Below are 24,654 nucleotides of genomic sequence, written 5' to 3'. Positions count from 1 at the left end.
TTGACCAATTGGAATTTAAATTCCTTACCTTTGCTTGCAACAACATACCTAATCAGCTTTTGATCAAAATGAAATTTACGGTTATACTCATTGCGCTAGGGGCGCTTATTTCACCCAACATTTTTGGCCAAGAGTTACTCTCCGACTCCACATTTTTGGCCGGCTTCGAAGCCAAAGCCATATCGCTAAAAGAGTTGAAAATTAAGCACAATTCAGCATGGATGCTCATTGCCGGTAAAGTAACCAAGGATACCCTAACCTATTCAGAACAGCAGAACCAAACCTTCCGCCTCTTTGCCGATAGCATCGAGGGCCTTCGCGCCGACCTCTACACCTACGATAAAGAAATTTGCGACAGTCGCTGCCTAATTGCTAAGTTTGAATGCCTCAAACGCAACCTCCAAGGCAAGGGAGATAAGAGCATTTGCGATTCCATAAGTAATATCTGCCTAGAAAAGTGCACCGAAGCAAAGCAGGTTAGCGATGCCATGCTCGACGATTCGCTCGAAAGGATTTGGGACACCCATGAATATCAGTATAACTTCCACCTTCAATACGCCTTCACTCCGAGCAAAAAGGGAATATCAATACACACCCACTCCGACAGCCTTGCGCTTTGCCTAGCCAAAGGCTTTGCACCCGCGTTTTCCCCTAAAAACTTTCAATGGCTTCTCATCACCAAGAAGCGGAAAAACATTTCTATCATCGACACCAACGAAAAACTGCTCGCACTCCTAGGCCCAATCAACAACTATCCAAAGGCTTACCTCGTACTTTGCGCCGCAGGTTACACAGCGCCCTACACCTATCCACAGGACACCTTCCGGCTGTGGGCCAAGCAAACCGACAACGGATTCTACTTCATGGTTCCCCTACAACTCCCCGAAACTTCACTCGACGAATTTACCGGACTAGTCCAGGTAACGAAAGATGGGTCGGTGCTGCTTCTTGAGAAACGGTAAATAGCCAACAGTGACTGAGCATTACAGTATTGTTTTAACAAAACAAACACAAACAACCCACCATACTAAAGATTATGAAGACTATAAAAAAAGTGATTCTATTTTCATCAATTCTTATGGTGCTTTCCTGCGAAAAAAGGAATGACTCGATAATCAACGATCCAGATAAACTCATAGGTTACTGGATTAATCCTCTCGGAAATGATACAATTTTGACATTTCAGAAAGCAAGTGCATTAAAAGACAACGACTATGGTTTTGCCTTTAAAAAAGACTCTGGTTTTGTGGAGAGGAAAATTGCAAGAGGGTGCGGAACACCCCCAATTTCATACGCGGATTTTGAAGGTTCTTGGATAAGAAATGATTCACTAATTAGTATTACTACTTCATATTGGGGTGGATCTGTAAATTATCAATGGATAATTATCTCATTAGATAATAATCAACTAAAAATACATAAGTTGAAAGAAGAGTATCACATAAAAGAATAGCGAACGACAAAGTTTAATCAACTAGATATACTCGCCACGTTAGCATGAAAGTTTCGTCCGCGCCATTCTTCCAATAACTACATAATAATCATTATGCCGCAATCCTACGGCGCATTCCTGAACATTACACCTGATCGAACTTTTACTACTTTTGCGGCGCATCAACATTGGCACACAAATAGTAGTAACTCCGAATGGAAATTACCGACAAACCACATCACCGCCATTTTATAATCCATAAACCCTATGGCTATCTCTGCCAGTTTGTGTGCGAGCTGCCAAGAAAGAAGCTGATTGGTGAGCTCTACGATTTTCCGGCGGGAACCATGGCCATTGGTCGGCTGGACGAGGAGAGCGAGGGGCTACTCTTCCTTACTACCGATGGGATGATGAGCGAGATTATTCGCAGTAAAAAGATTGAGAAGGAGTATTACGCACAGGTAGATGGATTAATTACCGATGAGGCGATAGAGCAACTTCGTGAGGGCGTTGAAATTGGCATCCGCGACGTTAAATACATTACCAATCCGTGCAAAGCTTTTCGGTTGGAGAATGCCCCCAACTTCCAGCCACGCACGCGCAAAATCCGTGACGATCGCCACGGACCAACCTGCTGGATTTCCATTACGCTCACCGAAGGAAAGGAGCGGCAAGTTCGAAAAATGACCGCGGCAGTAGGCTTTCCTACCCTCCGGCTTATGCGGGTTCGCATTGGCGAAATTCATCTCGGCACGCTTGAAGCCTGTAGGGTGGTGGAAGTCGAAAATTTTACAGATGAACCCACGCTGTAAAATATTTTTTAGCTATTTGGTGCCTCAAGAGTCCAATTGCATTGGCTATTGTTTGTCGGACCGATTTTAAGGCTGGAGAACAACGATACGATAATATCGATACATTTACCAGTTGTATTGTAAAAGAATTTTGTGATGATAAAAGAGAATTTAATAGAATACATAGAGAGTGGAATTAAGCAGGGTTGGAATAGCCCAGCCATGACCGACTACAAAAGCGCAACCATTAGCTACGGCGAGGTGGCCAAGCAAATCACAATGCTACACCTTCTCTTCGAACGTAATGACATTAAACCGGGCGACAAGGTGGCGCTGCTCGGAAAAAATTGCACCAGCTGGGGCATTGTGTATTTAGCCACGGTGAGTTATGGTGCCGTAATGGTACCCATTCTCCCCGATTTCCGCCCCGCCGATGTGCTTCATATTGTCAACCACTCCGACGCCACCGTTTTCTTTGTGGCCGACGCCCTGGCAACCCCGCTCAAGTTGGCGCAAATGCCAAATATCAAAACCATAATATCGCTCGATTCAATGCAGGTGATTCAAGCCGAAAGCGATCGAGTAGCAACGGATTTCGCCAACGTCGAAAACCTTTTTGCAACCAAATATCCAAACGGGCTAAGCCCCGAAAACTTTAACCTTCCCACGGTAAGCAACAGCGAACTAGCAGTAATTAGCTACACCTCTGGAACAACTGGTTTTTCCAAGGGCGTTATGCTCGCACTCAACAGCCTCTCGGCCAACATTCGCTACGCCCAAGCCAACATGCCGCTACAAACTGGCGACAAAATTGTTTCCTTCCTTCCACTTGCGCACGCGTACGGCTGCGCTTTCGAGTTTCTGTTTCCCATTACCATCGGTTGCCATATCACATTCCTCACAAAGGTTCCATCGCCTCAACTGGTAATGGAGGCTTTTCAAGAGATACGGCCTAGGCTTATCCTGTCCGTTCCACTCGTAGTGGAGAAAATTTTCAAAAGGCAAATTGTTCCGATTATCACCAAATCGCCCATGAAGTGGTTGTTGAAAATACCGCTCGTAAACACGCTCATCTACCGAAAAATAAATCGCAAGCTTACCAATATTTTTGGCAACAACTTCCACGAGATTGTGGTGGGTGGAGCAGCCTTCAACGCAGGTGCCGAGGCCTTTTTCCGCAAAATAAAGTTTCGCTTTACCGTTGGCTACGGGATGACCGAGTGTGGTCCGCTCATTAGCTACTCTTCGTGGCGCGACTCGCTTCCGTTTTCGGCAGGCAAACCGGTCGATTCCTTAACCGTTCGTATCGACTCCTCCGATCCAATAAACATTGTAGGCGAAATCCGGGTAAAAGGTGACAATGTTATGATGGGCTACTACAAGAACGATGAGGCTACTCGGGAGGTACTCGAGGATGGTTGGCTGCATACTGGCGACCTAGGCCTGATGGACAAGGAAGGGAATATCTTCCTTAAGGGCCGAAGCAAAAGCATGATCCTTGGTGCTTCGGGCCAAAACATATACCCAGAGGAGATTGAGTCGGTGCTCGACAATAAGTTCGGGGTTATGGAGTCGCTGGTAATTATGAACAACGGCCAGCTGCAGGCACTTATCTTTCCCGATTTTGAAACACTAAAAAATAGCAATATTGGACGTGAAGAGGTCGAATCGATAATGAAGAATCACCTGATTGAGGTGAACCATCAACTTCCCGCCTACATGAACCTTTCAAAATTCATCATCCATCCCGAAGAGTTTGAGAAAACGCCCAAGCGCAGCATCAAGCGGTATTTATACTCAACAAACTAGTTGCGTGTAAATACCTACTTGGTGGAAGTTGATGCTAGAAAAATCGAATCACTGCATCGCAACTGAAAGCAAACGCCTATTAGAACTAGTAGATCACTCTTTCTTAAAGTGTTTTATGATCAATTGTTGCAATTCATTCGCTTTGATGGGTTTGGTAGTATAATCGTTACAGCCGGCTACAATTGCCTTTTCCCGATCGCCCTCCAATGCATAAGCCGTTTGCGCAATGATAACAATATCTCTATTAAACGATCGTATTTGCTTAGTGGCATCATATCCGTTCATTTCGGGCATCTGAATATCCATTAACACCAAGTCGATATCCGGATTATTGAAGCATGCGGCCACCGCTTCGGTTCCGGTTCTTACATGAAGAATTTCCTTTGCGAATTCCTCAACAACAACCGAAATGAGTTGGTCCGAAGCTTCATCGTCCTCGGCAATTACAATTTTCAAGTTATTTATCGGCGGTGCTTCAACCAGTGGAGAACTTTCATTTTTCGAACTATTTTTTACGATCGCATCAATATGATAAGGAAGGGTAAAGTAGAAGGAACTACCCTTTCCTTCCTCCGATTCCACCCAAATAGTTCCTTCAAGCATCTCCACGTAAGCCTTACTTATAGATAAGCCTAAACCAGCTCCCTGAAAAGCATTCTTGTCGGTAATATCGGCTTGAATAAACCGTTCAAATATGGCCTGCTGCCGCGCTTTTGGAATGCCGATACCGGTATCCTTCACGAAAAACTCCAGTTCGGATGGGGCATTAGGAACACCCAACGTAACAACGGCACCCCTGACTGTTCGAAGGCGGTAGCCAAATTCGATTGAACCTGTCGGGGTGTATTTTATAGCATTGTTAACTAGGTTTGTGAGGATAGCATACAGTTTCTCGCTGTCGGTTTTAAAGATAGACTCATCAATAGGCAATGAATTGCTGATCGAAAGTCGCAGTCCTTTTGCTACAGCACCGGGGTTGAAGAAGGTATAAACAAATTCAATTTGCTCATTTACATTCGTTTCCTGTATATTAACCTCCATTAGTCCTGATTCAATTTTCGAAACATTAATGATATCATTAATAATATTAAGCATGCGAGTACCGCTTTTTTCGATGATTCGAATATACTTTTGCTGTTTTTCACCGGTAAGATTTGGCCTTTTCAATAAATCGGCAAAACCAAGAATACCATTCATTGGGGTGCGTATTTCGTGGCTCATATTGGCCAGAAAAGCAGATTTTAAACGATCACTCTCTTCTGCACGTTCTTTTGCGTTTCGGAGTTCCTCTTCCGCTTGCCTGCGTTCAGAAATATCCTGGGCAACCCCCCAAAGTTTTACAACTTTATTTTCATTATCGAGCACGGTTTCTCCCCGGACCCACATCCAACCATTGCTTCCGTCCTTTCTCACCAAATTCAATTCAAGCTCATAAGGAACACCTGTTTCCCTTGCTTTTGCAACGGAATCTGATAGGATATTCCAGCTCTCTGGTGTAAAAAACTTCATGTGTTCCGAATATGGAGGCACCGGAAGATTAGAGTCGAATCCATACATTTTGTATAGTTCTTCGGACCAGACAACTTCATCAGTGGCTAAATCCAAGGACCAACTACCTATATGGGTAATTTCCTGTGCCCTTTTTAACTCTTTTTCGCTTCTCAACAATAATTTCTCATCAGCTTTGCGTTTGGTAATATCATGGAGAAAAACAAAAAATAATTTGTCATTTGGCGTATAGTTTACACTTATTTCGAAATCTAAACTGTTTCCATTTTTACATCGGTGTTTGGTTTCAAACCTATCCGTTCCTTGCTTAATAACTTTTTGCATTCGCGTCTCAACAGCACCCTTTTTCTCAATAAGTTCAACATCACTAACCGACATTGCTAACAATTCATCTCGGCTATAACCGGATAATTTGCAGTATGAATTATTTACTTCGACAAAACGACCCTCAAAATCAAGAATCCAAAACCCCTCGGTCGTTGTCTGCAAAATAATGCTCTTTTGGTGTTCGCTGTTTTTTAGCCCCTCTAATGCAGCTTCCTGAACCGTAATATCATGAAAAACACAATGAGTCTGTTTAAAAGATCCATCGGGGAAGTAAGACGACAAACCATTTAAAGAAATGCGAATGTAGGAACTGTCCCTTTTTCGCAACATAAATGGAACTTCCGCTACCGAACCACAGGTCTTAAGAACCGGAAAGTTTTTAGCAAAAGCAGCTTTAGCATCAGGATGTAAAAAACTACCATACCACTTACCAACGACCTCATCAATCGAATAACCAAGCAATTTTAACCAAGCAGGATTCACATCTAAAATTATCCCGTCCTCATTTAACGATTGATAAGGAAGAGGAGCATTCTCGTATAATGATTTATATTTTTCTTGGCTAAAGATCAATTCTTGCTCCTTTTGAATTGATTTTAGAGCAAATGAAAGATCATCTGCAACTTCAACAAGCAACGTTATTTCTTGCTCTTCGAAAAAATTGTATTCAGAAGAAAAAATATTGAAAGTTCCAATTACTTTATTTTCAGACTTTAAAGGCAAGGAAATAATGGATCTATAATCTCTTTTAAGCGCTTCGTTCCGCCAGGGTTCAAAAGATGGATCATTCAATACATCATTAAAAACTGAGTATTTGTTTTCTTTAAATGCTTTTCCCACAGGCCCTTTTCCTGAAGGAGAGTTGTCATCTATAGGAATTTCAAAATTTGTAAGATAACCAGCCTCGTAACCCGACCAGCAAAAGGGTTTTATCGATTTTGACACCTCATCAACCAGCCCAATCCAAGCCATACGGAAACCACCAAATTTTATGGCAATATCACAAGCCTCACAAAAAAGTTTTTTTTGGTCGTTGCTTCTAACAATCAACTGATTAATTTGACTGATTACCGCATAAACACGGTTCATCTTTACTAATTCGTATTGTGCTTTCTCTTTTTCGAAACGAATCTGCACGGATGCTATTACTGTTTGTATCGTTTGAGGTAATCGGTTTATATGACCAGCTGTTTTAATAACATAATCTGACGCTCCACGTTTCATTGCCGCCACAGCAACCTCTTCGGTGCCAGTACCCGTAACTATAATTACAGGAGTGATAGGCGATATTTTTTTCACAACATCAAGCACCTGTAATCCGTCAAATCCCAAGATGTTGAAATCGGTTAAAACCAGATCATATACTTTTTCATGTATTAATTTCTCAAATTCCTTTTGAGATTTCGCTTCTGTGAGTATAAACCCACCATGCTCTTTTTCCAAAGAGTCGCGCACCAATGCCCTGTCTAACGGGTTGTCGTCAACGTACAGGATATGAATTTGTTTGGTCATGGTTGTTGGTTTTTATTGTTCCCAGTCGTCAGTCTTCGGTCGTCAGTTCTCAGTCTTCAGTCTTCGGTCGTCAGTTCTCAGTCGTCAGGCTCCAGTCTCCAGTTCTCAGTCTCCAGTTCTCAGTCTCCAGTTCTCAGTCTTCAGTCTCCAGTTCTCAGTCTTCAGTCTCCAGTTCTCAGTCTTCAGTCTTCAGTCTTCGGTCGTCAGGCTCCAGTCTTCAGTCTTCAGTCTCCAGTCTCCAGTTCTCAGTCTTCGGTCGTCAGGCTTCAGGCTTCAGTTCTCAGTTCTCAGTCTACAGTATCCTGTCTGACTGCTGATTGCTGATTGCTGACTGCCTACTGCTAACTGCCCACTGCCTACTGCCTACTGCGGACTGCCTACTGCTGACTGCGGACTGCCTACTGCTAACTACGGACTGCCTACTGCCTACTGCCAACTGTTACTTGTATTTCCCCGGATTCGTTATCATATCATTTAATAGTCTACCAATTTCTTCTGATTTTTGGGTGAGATCGGTATACGTTTCAATCGTAATATATTTACACGCCATTGAAAAATCGAACCAAACTTGTGTCTCGCTATTCTCCATATCCGAATCAGACATTTTACTTATAAAATGTGCTTCATAACGTCGTTTTCGATATCCCTCACCAATGTTTGAACAAACTGATCGGGATGATCTCCTAATTTGGCTTGTCAATGAATAGATTTCATCCTTAGGGAAACCTTTTGTAATTTCAAATATCTCCATTGCTAAGGTAAAAGCTTTTTTATAAACGATCAAAGATTTAAAACTGCTCATGTTGTGATGTTTTTAAGTGTACAGTTCTCAGTCTTCAGTATCCAGTCTTCAGTTCTCAGTCTACAGTATCCAGTCTGACTGTTGACTGCCGACTGCCGACTGCCGACTGCTGACTGCTGACTGCTGACTGCCAACTGCCCGACTGCCCGACTGCGGACTGCCCACTATTTCCCATTCATCGGAGGTTCAACATTCAACGTAATCCAATAATCGGTGATTTTTTTTACAACTTCCAAAAAATCATCAAATGATACAGGTTTTACTAAATAACTATTGGCTCCGTGATCATAGCTCATAGCTCTGTCGCCTTCTTCTTTCGATGATGTTAGTATTATTACCGGGATTCGTTTTATTCCATCGGTTTTTTTTATTCTTCTAAGCACCTCGAATCCATCAATACCAGGCATTTTCAAATCCAAAAGAATAATGTTTGGCAGGGGATAAGAATTGCGATCGGCAAAATCTCCTTCACCAAAAAGATATTCTAGTGCTTCTTCACCATTATGTGCAACTTGAATTTTATTGTCCAATCGGGCTTCACGAAATGCATCGAGTGTGAGTGCGACATCCATTTTATTGTCCTCGACCAACAGTATTAATGCTTCTTTGTCCATAATACAGATTCTTCTTAAAGTTAAAACTACAGTAAAGAATTTGGAAGCTCAACAGAAAAAGTGCTCCCTTTATTCAGTTCCGATTCAACTGCGATTTTTCCACCAAGCGACGTAACCGCTTTTTTAACTATACACAATCCGATTCCGGTTCCCGGATATTCTTCGCTTGAATGTAAGCGCTGAAAGATATTAAATATTTTCTCATGATGCTCATTCGGAATACCTTGTCCATTATCAATAATTTTAATAATGCTGGTTTCTTCATTTTTATCAACATCAATAATTATTTCAGGATCAACTCCCTTTCGATGATATTTAATAGCGTTTGAAATTAAGTTGGATAAAATTTGACCGAGCAAAGATCGGTCGGCATACACTGTTGGCAGATCAGCGGGAACAACGATTTTAGCGTTACTCTGTAAAATATCTTCATTCAGGCTTTGCAAAACCTGTTCCACGATACCGTTCATCTCTATTGTTTCTTTATCAACGGATTTTTTTGAAAGCCGCGAGAAACGCAAAAGATCTTCAATGAGGTTTGCCATATTTTTGCTTGCTGCCAAAACATATCCAAAGTATTCTTTTCCCTCTTCATTTAAACTGGAGAAGTGTCTTCTCGAAATAATTTCAGAAAAACCCATTATCGATCGCAAAGGAGCCCGGAGATCATGCGATACAGAATAGACAAAAGACTCTAATTCCTTATTCGAGTCTGCCAACTCCTGTGTTCGTATAGTAACTCTATGTTCCAAATCTTTATTGAGTTCTTGAATTTCTAATTGGGCCTTTCTTCTTTCGGTAATATCTAAAGCCGTAAATGCGACCCCTAGTTTTAGATCGCAAATATCCAGAGGTGTAGAACTCATCAAAATATCAATTATTTCGCCATTCTTCTTTTTAAATCTGGTTTCTAAAGTGCCAGTGCCTCTTTCTTTAATCTGTTCATATTTATGCACGCCAACATACTCATATTCTGCTTTATCCGGATAAAGCAGAAGTGAATTGTTACCAATAAGTTCTTCGGCGCTGTAGCCAAGCATATTGCATAAAACATCATTAACTTCAATGAGCACTCTATTAATAACTAAGCCAATTCCTGTTGGGGCAACACGTATAATAGCGCTTAACCGATCTTCACGGTTTTTTAAGGCCACCACTGCTCTATGACGTTCGGTAATATCCACAATATGTGTAATAAAATAGAGCGATCTACCATCATGATCTCTTAATAGTGAAGCTGAAACTTCTGTCCAAATAACTGCCCCATTTTTACAGATATATCTTTTATCGAAACGAAAAACATCTGATTGCTTATCAACCGCTTTTGCCACCGAAGTATTGCTTTTATCAATATCATCGGGGTGTGTAATTTCCTGAAATGTAGTATTAAGCAATTCTTTACTTGAGTACCCAAGCATCTCACACAATTTTGAATTCACTTTTAAAAACTTGCCATCGGTTGCTGTTAAGCACATTCCTACAGCCGAATTTTCAAAGGCAGTACGGAATAGGACTTCACTTTTTGCTAATCGCTCCTGGTTTAGCTTATTTTCTGTGATATCGGTAAATACAGTGGCGAACATTCCCTTTTTGGGCGAAAAAACAGAAATGCTAAAGTGTTTATTTAATGGTGGAAAATAGGTTTCAAATTCAGTGGGTTCTCGTGTATTAGCCACTTTTGAATAAATATCTAAATATGGAGCCGGGGTTATTGCATAAAATTCGCTTGCCAACTGTTTCCTCGCCTTTTCAGCCTGAATGCCAGTTTGCATTTCAAATGCCGGATTCAAATCAATAATTCGATAATCGACTGCCTTATTTTTATTATCATAAATCACTTCGTGTAAAACTACTCCTTCATTCATAGAAGCAAAAAGAGATGTGTATTTGCTTTCGCTTTCAATTAATTTATCTTCCGCTTGCTTACGATCAGTGATATCCATCAAGATTCCGTTAATCTTAACAACTTTACCACCTTCAAATACAGGCTCCCCTATTGTTCTTACCCAAAGGTTTTCCCCGCTTGCATTTACAAATCGCATCTCCAGGTCGTAGGCTTTGCCATCGGTGATGATTTTTGAAAATGCATCGGTGATAATTTCACGTTCATCAGGATGATAAAATTTCATTCCTTCTTCAGTTTCGAAATGAGACCCTATTGGCAGTCCATAAATTTTATAGATCTCATCAGTAAATTTGGATTCACCACTTACTACATTGTATGACCAGCCACCCACTTTAGAGATTTCCTGTGTTTGTTTCAAAAACACTTCACTTTCTATAAGGGCTTTTTCCGCTTGTTTGCGTTCGGTGATATCAAGACCGACCCCAGTAAAGTATGTTTTCCCATTTAAATTCAGCCGCACACCGTTTGAATGCACTAGAAGTTTTCCACCACCCTTAATCAGCAGATTCGCTTCGACCTCGCCATATCCTGTAGTCATAACCTCTTCAATTGACGCCGCTACCCGAATTGCATCATCGCCTTCGAACCATTTCGAGATATTCATGTGAGACAGTTCTTCCGCAGAATAACCGGTCATCGTTTCATGTTTTTTATTCCATCTGATCAGATTTCCCTGATCATCATAGACATAAAGATATCCAGGAAGACTTTCCAAAAGAGCTTCGATAAAAAGTTTCTCTTGTGCGAGGGCTTCTTCGGCCTGTTTTCGCTCAGTAATATCAAAAGCTGTGCCTCTGGTACCGCTAATTTTTCCATTTATATCACGTACCTGTTTGGCATTAAAAATCAATCTAATTTCTTTTCCATTTTTCCCGAGATGAACTGTTTCCAATCCTTTAACTGTATTACCGTCCAAAAGCCTTTCAAATTCCTTTAAATCACGGTCGGCCCATTCTTTGGTTTGAAAATCAACAAACCTTTTACCAATCATTTCTTCAATTTTGTATCCAAATACGTCCTCCCATGCAGGATTAAGATAAGTATATCTCCCATCGGCATCGGCTTGCCAAATAAGATCCTGAGCGGTTTCAACCAGATCGTGATACAATTCCTGCGATTCTATTAGAGCACTATTCGCTTCCGTTTGCTTTATGTTTCGTAACCCAACACTAGAAATTATTTGAATTAACTCTTTTAAAAACAGAGTCAGACTATTCAATCGTTCTTCGGTAATTACAGGTACGTTTTCTAATGCCTGCAGATATTCAACCTCGTCAAATCCATATTTTTTGGCTTGATCTATAAAAAACTTAACATCGGGTTTTTCGAAGAAAAATTGTCCCGTAAAAAAATTGCCATAATGAGTTCCGTCGATTATAATGGGGAAAGCATAATCGTACATTCCGTTCATGCATTTGTAACGAACGCCGGGATTGGCTTCGTGAATATGACTGAGAATATACGAATCGCTAATTGCACATTTTTTACAGGACTCGGGGTTCACTCTGTGAAACTTAGTGCAGATATCCTGCCACCCCGAAGCAGTGAGAATATTACCTTCCAAATCGAGTATTGCAGTTGTAAAGGAATACACTTCATTCATCATATCCTGAAGCGATTGAAACTGCTTGATGTCTATTAAATCCTGAAGTTTATGTTTCATTCGAAAAGGTGGTATTAATTGACTAGTAATGCGTTCTCAAGGCCAAATTTTTTGCCAAAATCCAGAAAGATTCCTCACTCAATCGTAAACCAGAATATCAAGCATGGCAACAATCTTCACCGTAAACTCTTGCCCAAAGCCATACTTGGCAAAGCGAACAAATAATACAACGAATAAAGGTCAATTTTTCATAGCCGATATATTTTTGTTCTTAAAGGTATGAAAGCCATAAACAATAATCAATAGCAGAACCTTTTTGATACCGAAAAGAGCTTATATACGACAATCCACAACGCAAATAACTGCTAAATATCAAATCATTAACATGTATAGTCGCGTATTAAAAAAAAATTAATCGATGAAAAAAAGAGATTTTAAATTTTGGCAACGCCCCGAAAGACTATCCAGTTCATTCAGCCTCATTTCTCTGAGCAATTGATGCCAAATCAATTTAATGGAGTTAACCCAAGATAGACTTGCGAGTTGAATTCTTACAATGTTAAACGCGAAATCCTTGATTCCTTCATAGTTTTATTTTGGTGTACATCAGCTATCTTTGTTGCTCTTCAAAATTATTAGCCATGAATATCACCATCGCCGAGCCCATTGGTCTAACCACCGAGAAATTGGATCGTTTCAAGAACCACCTCGAAGAGCATGGACACGCACTCTCTTTTTTCAATACTCGCCCAGATAGCAATACCGAGCTGCTCGAGAGGATAAAAGCCGCCGATGTTGTAATTATCAGCAACCTACCTTTACCGGGCGAGGTTATCCGGCAATGCCCTGCACTTAAGTTTATCAACATAGCCTTTACTGGCACCGACCATGTGGACAAAACCGCATGCAAGGAACTTGGCATCACCGTATGTAACGCAGCCGGCTATTCCACCAATGCCGTGGCCGAACTAGCCATAAGCAGTGCAATCTCCCTCTTGAGGAAAACAGTGGAGATGGAGCGAAACCTACGCTCCGGATTGGACAGAAAGGGGTTTCTTGGCGGAGAACTCTCGGGAAAAACAGTTGGAATTGTTGGACTTGGAGCTATCGGAGAGCGAGTAGCTGCACTGGCACTGGCCTTTGGGTGCAAAGTATTGGCATACAATCGAAGTAAAAAAAACATACCCGGAGTTTCTCAGGTATCATTAAGCAGGTTGCTCGTGGAGAGCGATATTGTTTCGCTACACGTTCCGCTCAATTCCGAAACCACAGGAATGATAAACAGTGAATCATTCCAAATGATGAAACCATCGGCACTGCTCATAAATACCGCAAGAGGGAACGTGGTGGATATTCCCGCATTGGCTGCCGCGTTAAAAGCCGGAACCATTACTGGTGCCGCCATCGACGTTTACGAAAAGGAGCCTCCTCTTGAAAAAGCGCACCCGATGATGGATGCACCCAACACCATTCTTCTGCCCCACATTGGCTTCGCCACCAATGAGGCCATTGATATTCGTTCCGAGATAATTATTGAGAATACTGTTGGCTGGCTAAATGGAAAGCCAATGAATGTAGTATGATATAAAAGGAACGGGGGACCAGTAATAAAAAAGGGTGTCGTTTGTAACGAACACCCCGATATCGTAAGTACGAATAACCGTTTACCTCTTTTCCACCGCCCTTTTCACAAGGTGGTGAATGTCGGCCCAACGCACATCGTCCATTTTTGGTCCAAGTACCTCAATCACGTTAGCAGCCAAGATAGACCCGATGGTGCCACAAATATCGAGCGGGTAACTCTTCAGTAAACCATAAATGAATCCGGCCGCGTAAAGGTCACCGGCTCCAGTAGAGTCGATAGTTTTTGCTTCCACCGCTTCCACCTTGTGGGTAATACCATTGGCGCGGATATACGATCCGTTTTTACCAACCTTGACAACTGCAATTTCACAACTATTCGAAATCTCAACCACCGCATCGGCAGGCTCCATGCCTGTGTAGGCTTTAGCCTCCTCCTCGTTAGCAAATACTATATCAACATATTTTTCAACCACATCTTTTAGGAAGCTGAGGTTTCCCTCCACCACGTTGTAGCTCGCCAAATCGAGGGTAATCTTCAACCCTTCGGCCTTAGCCAACTCCATGGACCGACGAACCAATCCTTGGTTTTGAACAAGATACCCTTCGATGTGAAAGTATTTATACCCATGGAACATCTCCTTCGTAAGATCGCTTGGCAACAACTCAATAGCAGCGCCAAGGTAGGTTGCAAATGTCCGCTCCGAATCCTTACTGATTAGCGCAATAGCGACACCCGAAGGTGCATTGCCTTCAAGGAGAATGGGATTAATCTGGGATTTAATTAAATCGTTTTTGAAAAACGTTCCGGTTTCATCTCGGCCCACCTTACCAATGTAGCCGGTTTTCACCCCGAGCATAGCCAACCCATTTATGGTATTGGCAGCAGAGCCACCACTAGCACGTGTGCGCTTTAAGCCGCTGGTTGCTTTTAGCACTCGCTCCATGGCCTCTTCATCCACAAGCTGCATGCTCCCTTTTGGTAAACCCAAAACACTTAAAAGATGATCGTTTTCAAGCGAAGTAAGCAAATCTACCAACGCGTTCCCTAAGCCAATAACCTCTCCGTTCATTGCTGCAACATTCATTATCAAAAAACGCACAAAGGTAAACCGATCCCCTTAAAGAAAAAACCGTTTCGCGCTTTTTCATAAATTCATTGGTTCAAGGCAGGAATACCGAAACTCATTTCAACTACTCTGGCAGACCGCTTCCCAAGCAGAATAAGAGTTTTATGAACTATTATCAGTAACGATGAGGTGTTAATATCCTGTTATAATTTTGACGATGATTCAACTATTTTGATCATCGGCCCACCAACTCACTCTTGAATCGGGTTACAACCAAGAAATCAAATACTCATCAAAATCCGCTCCGTTGCGCACCTCCTTATTAAGATCAACCCGAACACCAGAAACCCCTGATTTTCTTATAAGTGCATCGAGTAGCCCAACTTGCATAACTGCGTTAAAGTTCTGAGTCTTCCGCATTAGGATAGATTTATCGGTATGGCTAACAATTTCCCAACCGCGCTTTTTGGGGTCCTGAACACCCTTATGGGCAGTAATAATCAGCGCCTTCATCACCTCAATGGGCGAACTTTTTCCGGCAATCATATTATTGGTGACCATGGTATCGTAGGTCGACGTCCCAATATTCCGCCCAATCCGAATAAGGTTAAACTTCCCAAGTTTGTTCTCAATCCAATCGCACATCTTAATGTAGACATCAATAGGAATCTTATTTGTCGGTTTTGCCAAATCAAAGCCAGCAGCCAGATCAAAAAGCTCCTTGTAATCCTGTTTTTTATCTTGGTAATTTTTTAAAACGTCCTCAATGGCACCTGCCACTAACGTTACGCCTTCGGTTGATTTGTCCATGATTAAAGAAAAATAATTACAACATTAAAATTACACAACCCGTTAAGTTTACTTCCATCTCAAATGTCGTAAGCGACACCAACTCTATTCAAGTCAATTGACCAAAAACAGAACACCCAACAGTGCTTTGTTTTTGCGTTCCGTTGAGAATCCAAAAAAAGACAACAAAATCAGCCAATTTTGAAAAAGACAGTAAATATAAAACATTTTTTTCTCTATCAAACAGTTAATCTTCATTTCCCTGTGGCATAAAGTTTCAATTCTACGAAAAAGACAAACGCCAAAAACAAGCCATTGATTCAAATTTAGAGGATTAGACAAAAATGGCAAAGCCAATTTTCACCTGAAACTTTGATGAAATAAAAGCAAGACATAGAGACGCCTGCCGATAAAACAGATTCCCGTCCAGCAACAGCAGGGCTAATCAATAAGAGGAATCAGCGATACAAAAAATAGCTATTATGGCCTCAACTAGTTTTTAATATATCTCACGCTAAATCCATAAGCGGTAGTAAAGTAAGTCAAGGTGATGTAATCATTCTTGTCGGTGATATACATATACCATGCATGGGTGCTGTCGTACCTCGTGGAGGACCAGTAGCTGCCATAAGTACCAACAAGCCCAAAACCAGCCGATTGGATACGATTACCACCCAAGGGCAGCATCATCGCTGACTTACCGCCAATCTTGAGTGCTTTTCCGGCCACATCTTCGCCGCCCAAAAAATTGGCTAAAACAGACCACTCGGCACTCGAAGGCAAGTGCCAACCCTTGGGGCAAGCCTTTAGCGCAGCCTCATAGGTGTAGAGCCGCCCATACTTTTTGCAATTTTCGGGGTTGTTGTCGTAGCACCAACTGCCGGGAACCTCAACGCTTAAATTTTTGGCCATCCAAACCTGACTGCCAATCTTAATCGTTTCAAAATCTTGAGCCGTAACTATGCCAGTGCATCCAAACGAAAGCATAGCAAACAAAGCGGAATAGAAAATTCGATTCATGAATTTATGTTATTACGAATAATTACAATTAGTTCAACTTAACATGAAGGCCCATCTCCAGTTCTTCAATGCGAGCCTGATAGTATTTCTCCTTGCGGTTCAACTCCTCCTGAATGGATGCCATCTCCTCGATGTTTTGCTGCATCTCCTCCTCCTTCGACTTCATATCCTCGGTTTGAAATTGAGATTCCTGCAAGAGCCGCTTTGTTTTTTCGTTGACCTGAATACTCCAAATGGTACTGGCGATATTCTCGGCCAGTTTTTCCACAAAACTTATCTGATACGCCTCTAGCTCAATAAATAAGGCAATTTCGAGAATGGCCTCTATCTTGTCATTAATCTTGGCAGGAACGATTAGGATGCATCTTGGATTTGCATCGCCAAGACCCGAGGATATCTTCACATAACTTTCGGGGACGTCATTCATGTAAATGCTCTCCCCCTCAAAATAGCATTGGCCAACAAGCCCCTCACCTACCTCTATTCGCTTATTTATATGCTTAAGTCGATCATAGGCATAGCAGGCCATGAGTTCAATATACTTCGTTCCCTCCTCATCGATATTCACAATGTACAACCCGCCCTGGTTGGCCTTTAAATACTTCACCAAGTTTGAAATAATGCTTTGCGAGATGCCCTTTAGGTCACCATTGCCGCGAAGATAGTTCGAAAACATGGCCAGCCCCTCGGTTGCCCAACTGCGCTTTTCATCCTCCAACTTGGCAAGTCGCTCATCCTCTGTAAACTTGTAAAGTTGCTTTTGAACGTTGGCCAACGATTTCCCAATCATGTCTTTTTCGGAACTTAACTCAATCTCGTTACTGAGGTTGAGTCTGGCAATCTCTTCTATTTGGTGAAGGGTAATCTCCAACTTGTTCACCATCTTCCCAAAGGTTCCAACAATCTCCTTAAGCAGGTTATTCTTTCGAATTTTTTCAAGGTTGATGTTCAAGTCGCCATGCGCAATTTGGTCGGCCGACCGCTGAATTTCAATTAGCGGATTATAGACCTGCCGTATGAAGTATCGAAGTATTAAAACAATGGCAACAACTATAAATAAGAATAGAAACACAATGGAGTAGCGAACACTCTCGGCAATGGATAGCGACCTAGCCTCAATAATCTTGTTCAGATGGTTCATATTGGCATCGAGGGCTTGAAACGTAGCAGCTAACTTGCCCTTAAGCCCATCCTTATCGGACAACCCAATTTCCTTCTCTATTCCAACAATCTTTTCAAAGGTGCTCACATAACCCCTCATGTTCTTTAACAACGTCTCTTTGCTGAGGCTCGCTGCCGATGTAGTTACATTAAACGATTCAACATCCGAAAGAAACAGGGCCGATTCCTCTTGGAAACTCTGAAAAAAGCGCAGATCGCGCTTCTCCTCAAAATCAGCCTGACATCTTTTTAGGAAAACAACGGGAACCATGTTTACCGGCAAATCGCTAAACTCCACCGCCTGCAATGCAACGTTCATTTGATTGGTAAGGCCGGTGGAAGGATTTTCCTTAACCGTGTTAAGGTTGATAATCCTATGAAACATTGCCTTATATTTCGCTACATCGGTTAAGATTTGCTGCACTGCCACCTCCTGACTACTACTCAGTATCGAACTCATAACCTGGTTGGTAATAATATTCTTTACCTGTAAGAGCGTAGTATCGAATTGGTTCTTTGTTAACACAGCGGTTGATGCTCCCCCGCCGGAAAGCGCTGCCTGCAGAAATTCCTTCTTATCGAGGTCGGCCTTGTTAACAAGGTTAAGCGCTTTTTGCACCTCCGCCGTTAGCTGATACGCCCTATTAATTTTCGAAATGGAGTTAACCACATACAACCCTATTGCGGCAGCAATCATAACAAACACAAGGGCAAACGCCAGCAATTTTCGCTTTGGATTATCCTTAAAAAGATAGTTTAAGATAGTCATCATCGGATTTGGTTTAGGATAGACAAAAGTATTTCCAAAACCCCACTATCGCTTTAAGCCAACATTAAGGATTTAAGAAGAAATAGGTGTAGCGCGGTTGTATTTTCGACCATTTCCAATTCTGAAAAAATCCATGTCATTCAGAAAAGCATATTCCAGTGCCATAATCTAAAGATTCAGTTGAACCCACAATCTCGCTTGTGATTTTTTTTGAAAAAATTATTGCTCTTACCAAAAAAACAAATAAGACAAGCCACCGCATAGTATTAAGGAAACGAAGCGTTGGTAATCTGAAATTTACACATACAAACCAGAGTGTGTATTTGGGATTTTTGCCTTAAAAACCAACAGCGACAAGCAACGCGAATAGAAAAAATTCAAAATATTTACGGTTTTTTTCCAGCACCTCTTGCAGGATATAAAAAAACCTGCTACTTTTGCCACGCAATAACAGGAAAACATTCCTCTTTAGCTCAGTTGGTTAGAGCACCTGACTGTTAATCAGGGGGTCTTAGGTTCAAGTCCTAAAAGAGGAGCAAAAGCCCTAACGAAAGTTAGGGCTTTTCCTTTTTACATACCCATCCATATCATTGACAACCACGTCGCACATGGGTATCACCAACCAAAATAATTGCAGTAGTTTCCCCGTTCCTGCGTCTCCAACCCGCATCAGAATAGCCAATCACTGTGCAGATCCATCGGATCCTTGGATAAAGGCCTGGTAATATTTTTAGATTCCGGTGAGTGTTGACATGTGAAAGAGTATTGTTGTTTTTAAAAAAAGCAAGGCAGCCAAAGAATGGCTGCCTCACATAACCTATAACCTATCTGAAACTATTTCACGTGGTTGAAAGTATTCCCCAAAACATTTCCTGAGAAAGTATTGCCACTACCATTAAAGCTGCCTCCATCAATGGTATAAATCCCATAGTGGCTTGAATTTTTAATGTTGCAGTTATTCATCGTTACTGCACTATTTTCTATTGAAACATTTCCAAGATAATAGCTATCATATCCACCATACTCTACGGTGGTATAACTCATTGAACAAGCCGACGCAGAACCTAGGAATAATATACCACTCCAGTTACCGGCTACGGGTGATGCAGCGGCAGAACTAAACTTAATAGGATCGGATGCAGTTCCTTCTAACTTTAAGGTGCTTACTATTCCACCGGAGTAAGTGCCAACCGTGAAGAACAGACCCTGTCTGTTAAAAAGGAAGGTATTACCGCCTTTTATAGTAAGCGATCCATACACATACAAACCCTCTTCCATGTAAAAGGGAACAATTTGCTTTTCCCATGTTCTATTTTGGAAGTTAGTAGCGCTATGATCATTATCCACACGAATACCAAAACCTGTGCCTGCTGTAATTGCATTGTTTATGCCTAAAGTATAAATTGCTTCGGCATAAATATTAATTGGATGTGATGCAATATTGGAAATTATATTATTAGTAAACGCCACAAACTGTCCTACTAAACCACTATATGCCAAATCAATTCCATAGTTATTTCCATTTCTAATAGTGCAGTTGGTCATTGCAATAGAAGAGCCTTCTACAATTATCGATGCATTATCTTTACCAGCATACTCAACAATACAGTAGCGCATTGCAGTGTTTGGTTGGGTTTTATCGCCAAAATATAGTCCAATCCAGTTCCCTGCCGTTGGTGAAGTTGCGGCTGAAGTAAAGGTAATTGGGTTGGTTGGCGTTCCTTCTGCAATAACGGTTGTGTTGTTGTTTCCACCAAACTCAATAGCACCACTTGAAGAGAACTTATATACCGATCCGGCCTCCATCGTTAAACTGCCATTCACTCGAACATAATCATTGACGAAGTATGGGACGCTAAGCTTTTTCCATGTTGCACTCGCTAACGAATAATTGTTTACTATTTCAACACCCTTTGTGGTCGAGGTCAACTTGTTGTTGGGATCAATAAAGTGAACACTGTTACTGTTTGTGATAATGGTATGGTCTCCACAATCCTTAATTTCATTTGCGGTAATATCGGGGGCAGAAGCAGTGTGATTGTAATTGCTCATATCAATGCCCTTGGTCTGAATCTTCTGAATTAAGCAGTTGTCTATTTTCAACCAGGTATTGTAAACGTTTACTCCAACAACAGCCAGCTCAACAATGCAGTACTTTAGAGAAGATACTGATGATTTGTTCGATGTTTCAAATCGAAGACCGGCCCAATTCCCGGGAGTTGCATTTACGTCGAACGCGGTAAAATGAATCTTTTGCGTTGGATTGCCTTCAGCTAGCAACGAACCATTTTGATTCTGCCCAACTACCAATTCGGCATCCGGTTTAAAGCGAATCCATGTTCCGGGTTGAATTACCAAATCGGCATCAACGTAGACGGTCCCCTCAACAATGTAGCTATTAGTAGAGAGCCATGTTGTATTTGTTGTAATGTTAGAGTTCACAATTACAACATCATTAGCAGCTCCTACAAGAACATAAACCACCCAAGTGACGTATTCCCCTTTCGAAGTTTTCACCACATAGTTTACCGGAGATGAGAAATTTTGAGTTGCACCGGACACTGGTGCCACCGTTGCACCTTCCGATAAGGTAATCTGAGGAACTAGCGCAACCAATGAAGTTCCGGCCGGAACAAATACATAAACCTCTCTTGACTCTTTATCAATCGACGAAGTTGCGCCGGTTATTCCCGAAAATGAAAACGAGAGAATCTCTCCTTCCCCATTTCCTGTAGGTTTTTCCTCTTCTTTCTCGCAAGAAGTAAAAGCAACGAGCCCCAATAGAAGCATTGTTGTAATGGTAATAATCTTTTTCATAGTCTGATTTTTTATGGGTTTGTGGCAAAAATATTGCATTGCAAGGCCACCCTCAGGCTATTAATAGATATGCATGTATTTTTTCGAGATGCGCTAAGTTAATTCATAGATGCGCTAAAGACTTATATTGGCTAGTTCGTTGAGAACTTGCTGGCGCTTACGGCTTGCAACAGGTACGGTGGAGCCATCAACCATCACAAGACTCCCGCCATCGCGCTTATCGAAATGGTCTACACAATCGATATTTACCAAATGGCTCTGGTGAACACGAATAAAGCCATACCCCGAAAGCAACTCCTCATACTCTTTAATGGCTTTCGTGATCAGTATTTTCTTTTTATCGTGCAGAAAAAAAGTGGTATAACTCCAATCGGCTTCGCATCGAACAATTGAACTTAGAGTGGGCACAAAGACACTATCCGCAGTGCGAAGCATCAATTTTTTTTCGTGCTTATCGGCCGAAAAGTTATTTACCATCAAGCGATATGATTCCTCCGATTGGCCTGCACTACTAATTAGAGCTTTCGATACTGCCGCCGAGAACTCAGCAGGTACAACAGGCTTCAGCAAGTAATCGAAGGCGCTAAACTTAATTGCATCCAGCGCATACTTATTAAATCCTGAAACGAAAATCAGTTTGAACGGAATAGTAGGTAACTGCTTCAGCAAATCGAAGATAAGACCATCAGCCAACTCAACATCTAGAATGGCAACATCGGGAACCAAATTCTTCAGCAGCTGCAGTCCCGACTGAACGCCATCGGCCGAAAAAACCTGCGCCCCAGGATATTGGCTACACAGCAAACTTTGTAACACATTCCTTGAAGCGGAATCATCATCAATAATAGCGAAAGTAGGCATCTAATTGGTTACTATTTCTTTGAAGTATTTGGAACAACAAAAACAACCTCTACTCCTGTCAGGTTTATATCAATAGTCTTTCGATCAATAACTTCAAAGGTAAACCTTTTCTTGCTTGTAATACAAGCTTTCATCAATCGCTCCTTAACCAAACCGATGGCTCTCGATTGGTGACCATTCTCAAGGGCAGCGACCATTCCTGCTCCATTGTCGAGAACGGAAACCCGCACACCCTCCGAAACTGGTGAAAACGAGACTTCAATTATGCCCCGACGTCCAAGAGACTTTACGCCATGCTCCACTGCGTTTTCTACAAAGGGTTGAACCAACATCGATGGCACCTCAGTGTCAAACAGATCAATAGTTTGGTCGACCTTTACTGAATAATCAAAGCTGTTGTCGAGGCGTAATTGCTGTAGGCGCAGATAATTATTGATATACTCGACCTCCTCTTCTAGCGACACTTTATCATTAATAGAAAATTCAAGTGTAGAGCGCATCAGCTTGGAGAAGTAGCCAATATAAGATGCAGCCTCATTCGGAGTTGCTTTCATTACATAATTCTGAACGGCAGCCAATGCATTCGAAATAAAGTGCGGATTAAGTTGGCTACGCAACAACCGCTGCTCCAACGATATCTCCCTCAACTTATTCTTAGTTTTATTCTGCCGCAAGGCCAACACCACAAACGCCAAGACAAAAAGAGCAAGCAAACTGCCAAAGTATATTTGCCATCTCTGTTTGACAATAAGTTTACTCTTCAGAACATTTTCGCCCGATAGGCTATTTATCTTCTCCTGCTTTTTCTCGACATCAAACTTTACATTCAATGCATTCAAATTCTCCTCCGAAGTGATTTTAAATATTGAATCGCTGAGAATCTTATACTCTTTCAGAAAACCAAGCGCTTTGGTGAGATCGCCTTTCGCCTCATATAGTGTTGAAAGTTCCCGCACAGATTCAGCTGAAATTTTCAAAAAACCATTTTCGACTGCGATTTTATTGCTTTTGAGCAAATAAAACTCCGATTGTTTCAAATTATTCACATAATAATAGACCTGTCCAAGCAGCAACCTACTTTTGGCTACTCCTTCGGCATCGTCCACTTTTTCTCTAATTGTCAACGAGCGATGTCCATTTTGAAGAGAAAGATTATACCTTTTCAGCCCACTATAATCAGAGGAAATATTGTAATACAATAACGAAGTAAGGTATTCATCTTTATATTGTTGCGCAATTCTAAGTGCACCAAGATTCATCTTCAGCGATTCGTTGATTTTTCCAGTGTTTCCATATACAGAGGCGATATTGATTAGGCTTGATGCATACTTAAGGGAATCACCCATGTCGAGATAAATCTGTGATGATTCTTGGTAAAAAGTTAGCGCATCCTTGTCCTTATTACTATCGGTATATACGCTGCCGATATTTTGCAGAATAAGAGCAACATACTTTTTGTTATTTATCTGTTTCGACAAATAGAGTGCCGCGGTATAATGCTTTATAGCCAAAGGGAAATTGCCAAGTGTTTGGTATAATAACCCAAGATTAGTAAACGTTGATATTTGCCGAGAAGTATCTCTGTATTCCTTTGCAACAGCCAACGCTGCAAAGTAATTATTTAGAGACTTTACATACTGTCCATCATAAAAATAGGCCAGCGCTAAATTTGATTGACTGGCGGCAGCCTCTGCTTTGTTTCCTAATTTGGTGTAGTTATCAATCGCTTTTTGCAGGTAAATAGTCGCGCTATCCGTTTCTCCTAGATTATTAAAAATAGTCCCTAGGCGATTGTAGCAAGCGGCAACCTTCTCTCTGTCGTTACCATTAACACCGAGTAGTAGTGCTTGCTTCATAAAATAAAGAGAAGAATCAAACTCGGAACTATGGTAGAACGCCATCCCCTTTGCCTTATAAACTTGATATAACAATTCGCTATCGCCAACTTTCCTGGAAAGCAAGAGCGCTTTTTGTGCCCAAACCTTTGCTTCCACTATTGAAACAAAAATGTAAGCATCGCTTAACTTACAGGCCCGCTCAACATTTTCCTTGGTTTCATATCCCGTAAATGTTCTCGTTAAACTATCGATAGGTGAAGCAATGGCGCCTCGCGCAAATAGTAGAAAACTGAGAAGCAAAAACTGTTTCATCAATTAGGATTTTAATTTTACGGAAGATACTAATTAATAACCAGATGTATATATTCCTTACAAAAACTAACCGTTAATGGTCGAAACAAGGAGTGCTGCTTGCTACCAAGAAAAGCATTAGATAATAATGA

General features: G+C 41.5%; 16 protein-coding genes and 1 tRNA gene. 6 read left to right on the top strand and 11 right to left on the bottom strand.

Annotated elements, in window-relative coordinates; translation table 11 throughout:
• Positions 1 to 68: 68 nt before the first annotated feature.
• The 4 genes from BLS65_RS03530 (at position 69) to BLS65_RS03515 (ending at position 4,032) form a co-directional block, all read left to right on the top strand.
• Positions 69 to 962: a hypothetical protein gene (locus BLS65_RS03530; RefSeq protein ID WP_092435916.1), complete on the top strand. Its 894-nt coding sequence runs from the start codon at positions 69 to 71 to the stop codon at positions 960 to 962.
• A gap of 74 nt (positions 963 to 1,036) precedes the next feature.
• On the top strand, positions 1,037 to 1,453 hold the full coding sequence (locus BLS65_RS03525) for a hypothetical protein (RefSeq protein ID WP_125869756.1): 417 nt from the start codon (positions 1,037 to 1,039) through the stop codon (positions 1,451 to 1,453).
• 194 nt (positions 1,454 to 1,647) lie between these two features.
• Positions 1,648 to 2,244, top strand: coding sequence for a pseudouridine synthase (locus tag BLS65_RS03520; protein ID WP_092435912.1), 597 nt, complete (start codon positions 1,648 to 1,650; stop codon positions 2,242 to 2,244).
• Between the two features lie 135 nt (positions 2,245 to 2,379).
• On the top strand, positions 2,380 to 4,032 hold the full coding sequence (locus tag BLS65_RS03515) for an AMP-binding protein (protein ID WP_092435910.1): 1,653 nt from the start codon (positions 2,380 to 2,382) through the stop codon (positions 4,030 to 4,032).
• Between the two features lie 93 nt (positions 4,033 to 4,125).
• Here BLS65_RS03515 and BLS65_RS03510 read toward each other — a convergent pair whose 3' ends face one another.
• The 4 genes from BLS65_RS03510 to BLS65_RS03490 form a co-directional block, all read right to left on the bottom strand.
• Positions 4,126 to 7,380, bottom strand: a complete 3,255-nt coding sequence (locus tag BLS65_RS03510; protein WP_092435908.1) for a response regulator — start codon at positions 7,378 to 7,380, stop codon at positions 4,126 to 4,128.
• A 439-nt stretch (positions 7,381 to 7,819) separates the two neighbouring features.
• Positions 7,820 to 8,182: a four helix bundle protein gene (locus tag BLS65_RS03500; protein WP_092435904.1), complete on the bottom strand. Its 363-nt coding sequence runs from the start codon at positions 8,180 to 8,182 to the stop codon at positions 7,820 to 7,822.
• A 164-nt stretch (positions 8,183 to 8,346) separates the two neighbouring features.
• Entirely contained in the window at positions 8,347 to 8,796 is a 450-nt protein-coding gene (locus tag BLS65_RS03495; RefSeq protein WP_092435902.1) for a response regulator, read from the bottom strand.
• 26 nt (positions 8,797 to 8,822) lie between these two features.
• Entirely contained in the window at positions 8,823 to 12,365 is a 3,543-nt protein-coding gene (locus BLS65_RS03490; protein WP_092435900.1) for a PAS domain S-box protein, read from the bottom strand.
• A gap of 581 nt (positions 12,366 to 12,946) precedes the next feature.
• On the opposite strand from BLS65_RS03490, the gene BLS65_RS03485 reads away from it, so the two are divergent.
• A complete protein-coding gene (locus BLS65_RS03485) occupies positions 12,947 to 13,888 on the top strand; it encodes an NAD(P)-dependent oxidoreductase (protein ID WP_092435898.1) in 942 nt (313 codons plus the stop codon).
• Between the two features lie 81 nt (positions 13,889 to 13,969).
• Here the strand turns inward: BLS65_RS03485 and BLS65_RS03480 are convergent, their stop codons facing one another.
• The 4 genes from BLS65_RS03480 to BLS65_RS03465 all read right to left on the bottom strand — a co-directional run bounded on the left by BLS65_RS03480 (position 13,970) and on the right by BLS65_RS03465 (position 18,698).
• Positions 13,970 to 14,959: an adenosine kinase gene (locus BLS65_RS03480; protein ID WP_092435945.1), complete on the bottom strand. Its 990-nt coding sequence runs from the start codon at positions 14,957 to 14,959 to the stop codon at positions 13,970 to 13,972.
• A gap of 264 nt (positions 14,960 to 15,223) precedes the next feature.
• Complete coding sequence (locus BLS65_RS03475; RefSeq protein ID WP_092435896.1) at positions 15,224 to 15,766, bottom strand: hypothetical protein; 543 nt, start codon at positions 15,764 to 15,766, stop codon at positions 15,224 to 15,226.
• 471 nt (positions 15,767 to 16,237) lie between these two features.
• Positions 16,238 to 16,765: an FISUMP domain-containing protein gene (locus BLS65_RS03470; protein ID WP_092435894.1), complete on the bottom strand. Its 528-nt coding sequence runs from the start codon at positions 16,763 to 16,765 to the stop codon at positions 16,238 to 16,240.
• Positions 16,766 to 16,793: 28 nt separating this feature from the next.
• The gene (locus tag BLS65_RS03465; protein WP_092435892.1) at positions 16,794 to 18,698 is read right to left on the bottom strand and encodes a GAF domain-containing protein; all 1,905 of its coding nucleotides are present in this window, start codon (positions 18,696 to 18,698) and stop codon (positions 16,794 to 16,796) included.
• A gap of 459 nt (positions 18,699 to 19,157) precedes the next feature.
• On the opposite strand from BLS65_RS03465, the gene BLS65_RS03460 reads away from it, so the two are divergent.
• Positions 19,158 to 19,231: transfer RNA gene (locus tag BLS65_RS03460), tRNA-Asn, on the top strand.
• A gap of 298 nt (positions 19,232 to 19,529) precedes the next feature.
• Here the strand turns inward: BLS65_RS03460 and BLS65_RS03455 are convergent.
• The 3 genes from BLS65_RS03455 to BLS65_RS03445 all read right to left on the bottom strand — a co-directional run bounded on the left by BLS65_RS03455 (position 19,530) and on the right by BLS65_RS03445 (position 24,523).
• Positions 19,530 to 21,512 carry a right-handed parallel beta-helix repeat-containing protein gene (locus tag BLS65_RS03455; protein WP_092435890.1) on the bottom strand — a complete coding sequence of 661 codons (1,983 nt, stop codon included), beginning with the start codon at positions 21,510 to 21,512 and terminating at the stop codon, positions 19,530 to 19,532.
• 114 nt (positions 21,513 to 21,626) lie between these two features.
• A complete protein-coding gene (locus BLS65_RS03450; protein ID WP_092435888.1) occupies positions 21,627 to 22,373 on the bottom strand; it encodes a LytR/AlgR family response regulator transcription factor in 747 nt (248 codons plus the stop codon).
• Between the two features lie 11 nt (positions 22,374 to 22,384).
• On the bottom strand, positions 22,385 to 24,523 hold the full coding sequence (locus BLS65_RS03445) for a tetratricopeptide repeat-containing sensor histidine kinase (RefSeq protein WP_092435886.1): 2,139 nt from the start codon (positions 24,521 to 24,523) through the stop codon (positions 22,385 to 22,387).
• Positions 24,524 to 24,654 lie beyond the last annotated feature (131 nt).

The organism is Williamwhitmania taraxaci, assembly GCF_900096565.1.
GTDB lineage: Bacteria > Bacteroidota > Bacteroidia > Bacteroidales > Williamwhitmaniaceae > Williamwhitmania > Williamwhitmania taraxaci.
This window is presented reverse-complemented; position numbering and strand designations above follow the sequence as displayed.

Excerpts from the sequence above, each read along its gene's own strand:
- BLS65_RS03530 (WP_092435916.1), top strand. The coding sequence starts at position 69 with ATGAAATTTACGGTTATACTCATTGCGCTAGGGGCGCTTATTTCACCC.
- BLS65_RS03525 (WP_125869756.1), top strand. The coding sequence starts at position 1,037 with ATGAAGACTATAAAAAAAGTGATTCTATTTTCATCAATTCTTATGGTG.
- BLS65_RS03520 (WP_092435912.1), top strand. The coding sequence starts at position 1,648 with ATGGAAATTACCGACAAACCACATCACCGCCATTTTATAATCCATAAA.
- BLS65_RS03515 (WP_092435910.1), top strand. The coding sequence starts at position 2,380 with ATGATAAAAGAGAATTTAATAGAATACATAGAGAGTGGAATTAAGCAG.
- BLS65_RS03510 (WP_092435908.1), bottom strand. The coding sequence starts at position 7,380 with ATGACCAAACAAATTCATATCCTGTACGTTGACGACAACCCGTTAGAC.
- BLS65_RS03500 (WP_092435904.1), bottom strand. The coding sequence starts at position 8,182 with ATGAGCAGTTTTAAATCTTTGATCGTTTATAAAAAAGCTTTTACCTTA.
- BLS65_RS03495 (WP_092435902.1), bottom strand. The coding sequence starts at position 8,796 with ATGGACAAAGAAGCATTAATACTGTTGGTCGAGGACAATAAAATGGAT.
- BLS65_RS03490 (WP_092435900.1), bottom strand. The coding sequence starts at position 12,365 with ATGAAACATAAACTTCAGGATTTAATAGACATCAAGCAGTTTCAATCG.
- BLS65_RS03485 (WP_092435898.1), top strand. The coding sequence starts at position 12,947 with ATGAATATCACCATCGCCGAGCCCATTGGTCTAACCACCGAGAAATTG.
- BLS65_RS03480 (WP_092435945.1), bottom strand. The coding sequence starts at position 14,959 with ATGAACGGAGAGGTTATTGGCTTAGGGAACGCGTTGGTAGATTTGCTT.
- BLS65_RS03475 (WP_092435896.1), bottom strand. The coding sequence starts at position 15,766 with ATGGACAAATCAACCGAAGGCGTAACGTTAGTGGCAGGTGCCATTGAG.
- BLS65_RS03470 (WP_092435894.1), bottom strand. The coding sequence starts at position 16,765 with ATGAATCGAATTTTCTATTCCGCTTTGTTTGCTATGCTTTCGTTTGGA.
- BLS65_RS03465 (WP_092435892.1), bottom strand. The coding sequence starts at position 18,698 with ATGATGACTATCTTAAACTATCTTTTTAAGGATAATCCAAAGCGAAAA.
- BLS65_RS03455 (WP_092435890.1), bottom strand. The coding sequence starts at position 21,512 with ATGAAAAAGATTATTACCATTACAACAATGCTTCTATTGGGGCTCGTT.
- BLS65_RS03450 (WP_092435888.1), bottom strand. The coding sequence starts at position 22,373 with ATGCCTACTTTCGCTATTATTGATGATGATTCCGCTTCAAGGAATGTG.
- BLS65_RS03445 (WP_092435886.1), bottom strand. The coding sequence starts at position 24,523 with ATGAAACAGTTTTTGCTTCTCAGTTTTCTACTATTTGCGCGAGGCGCC.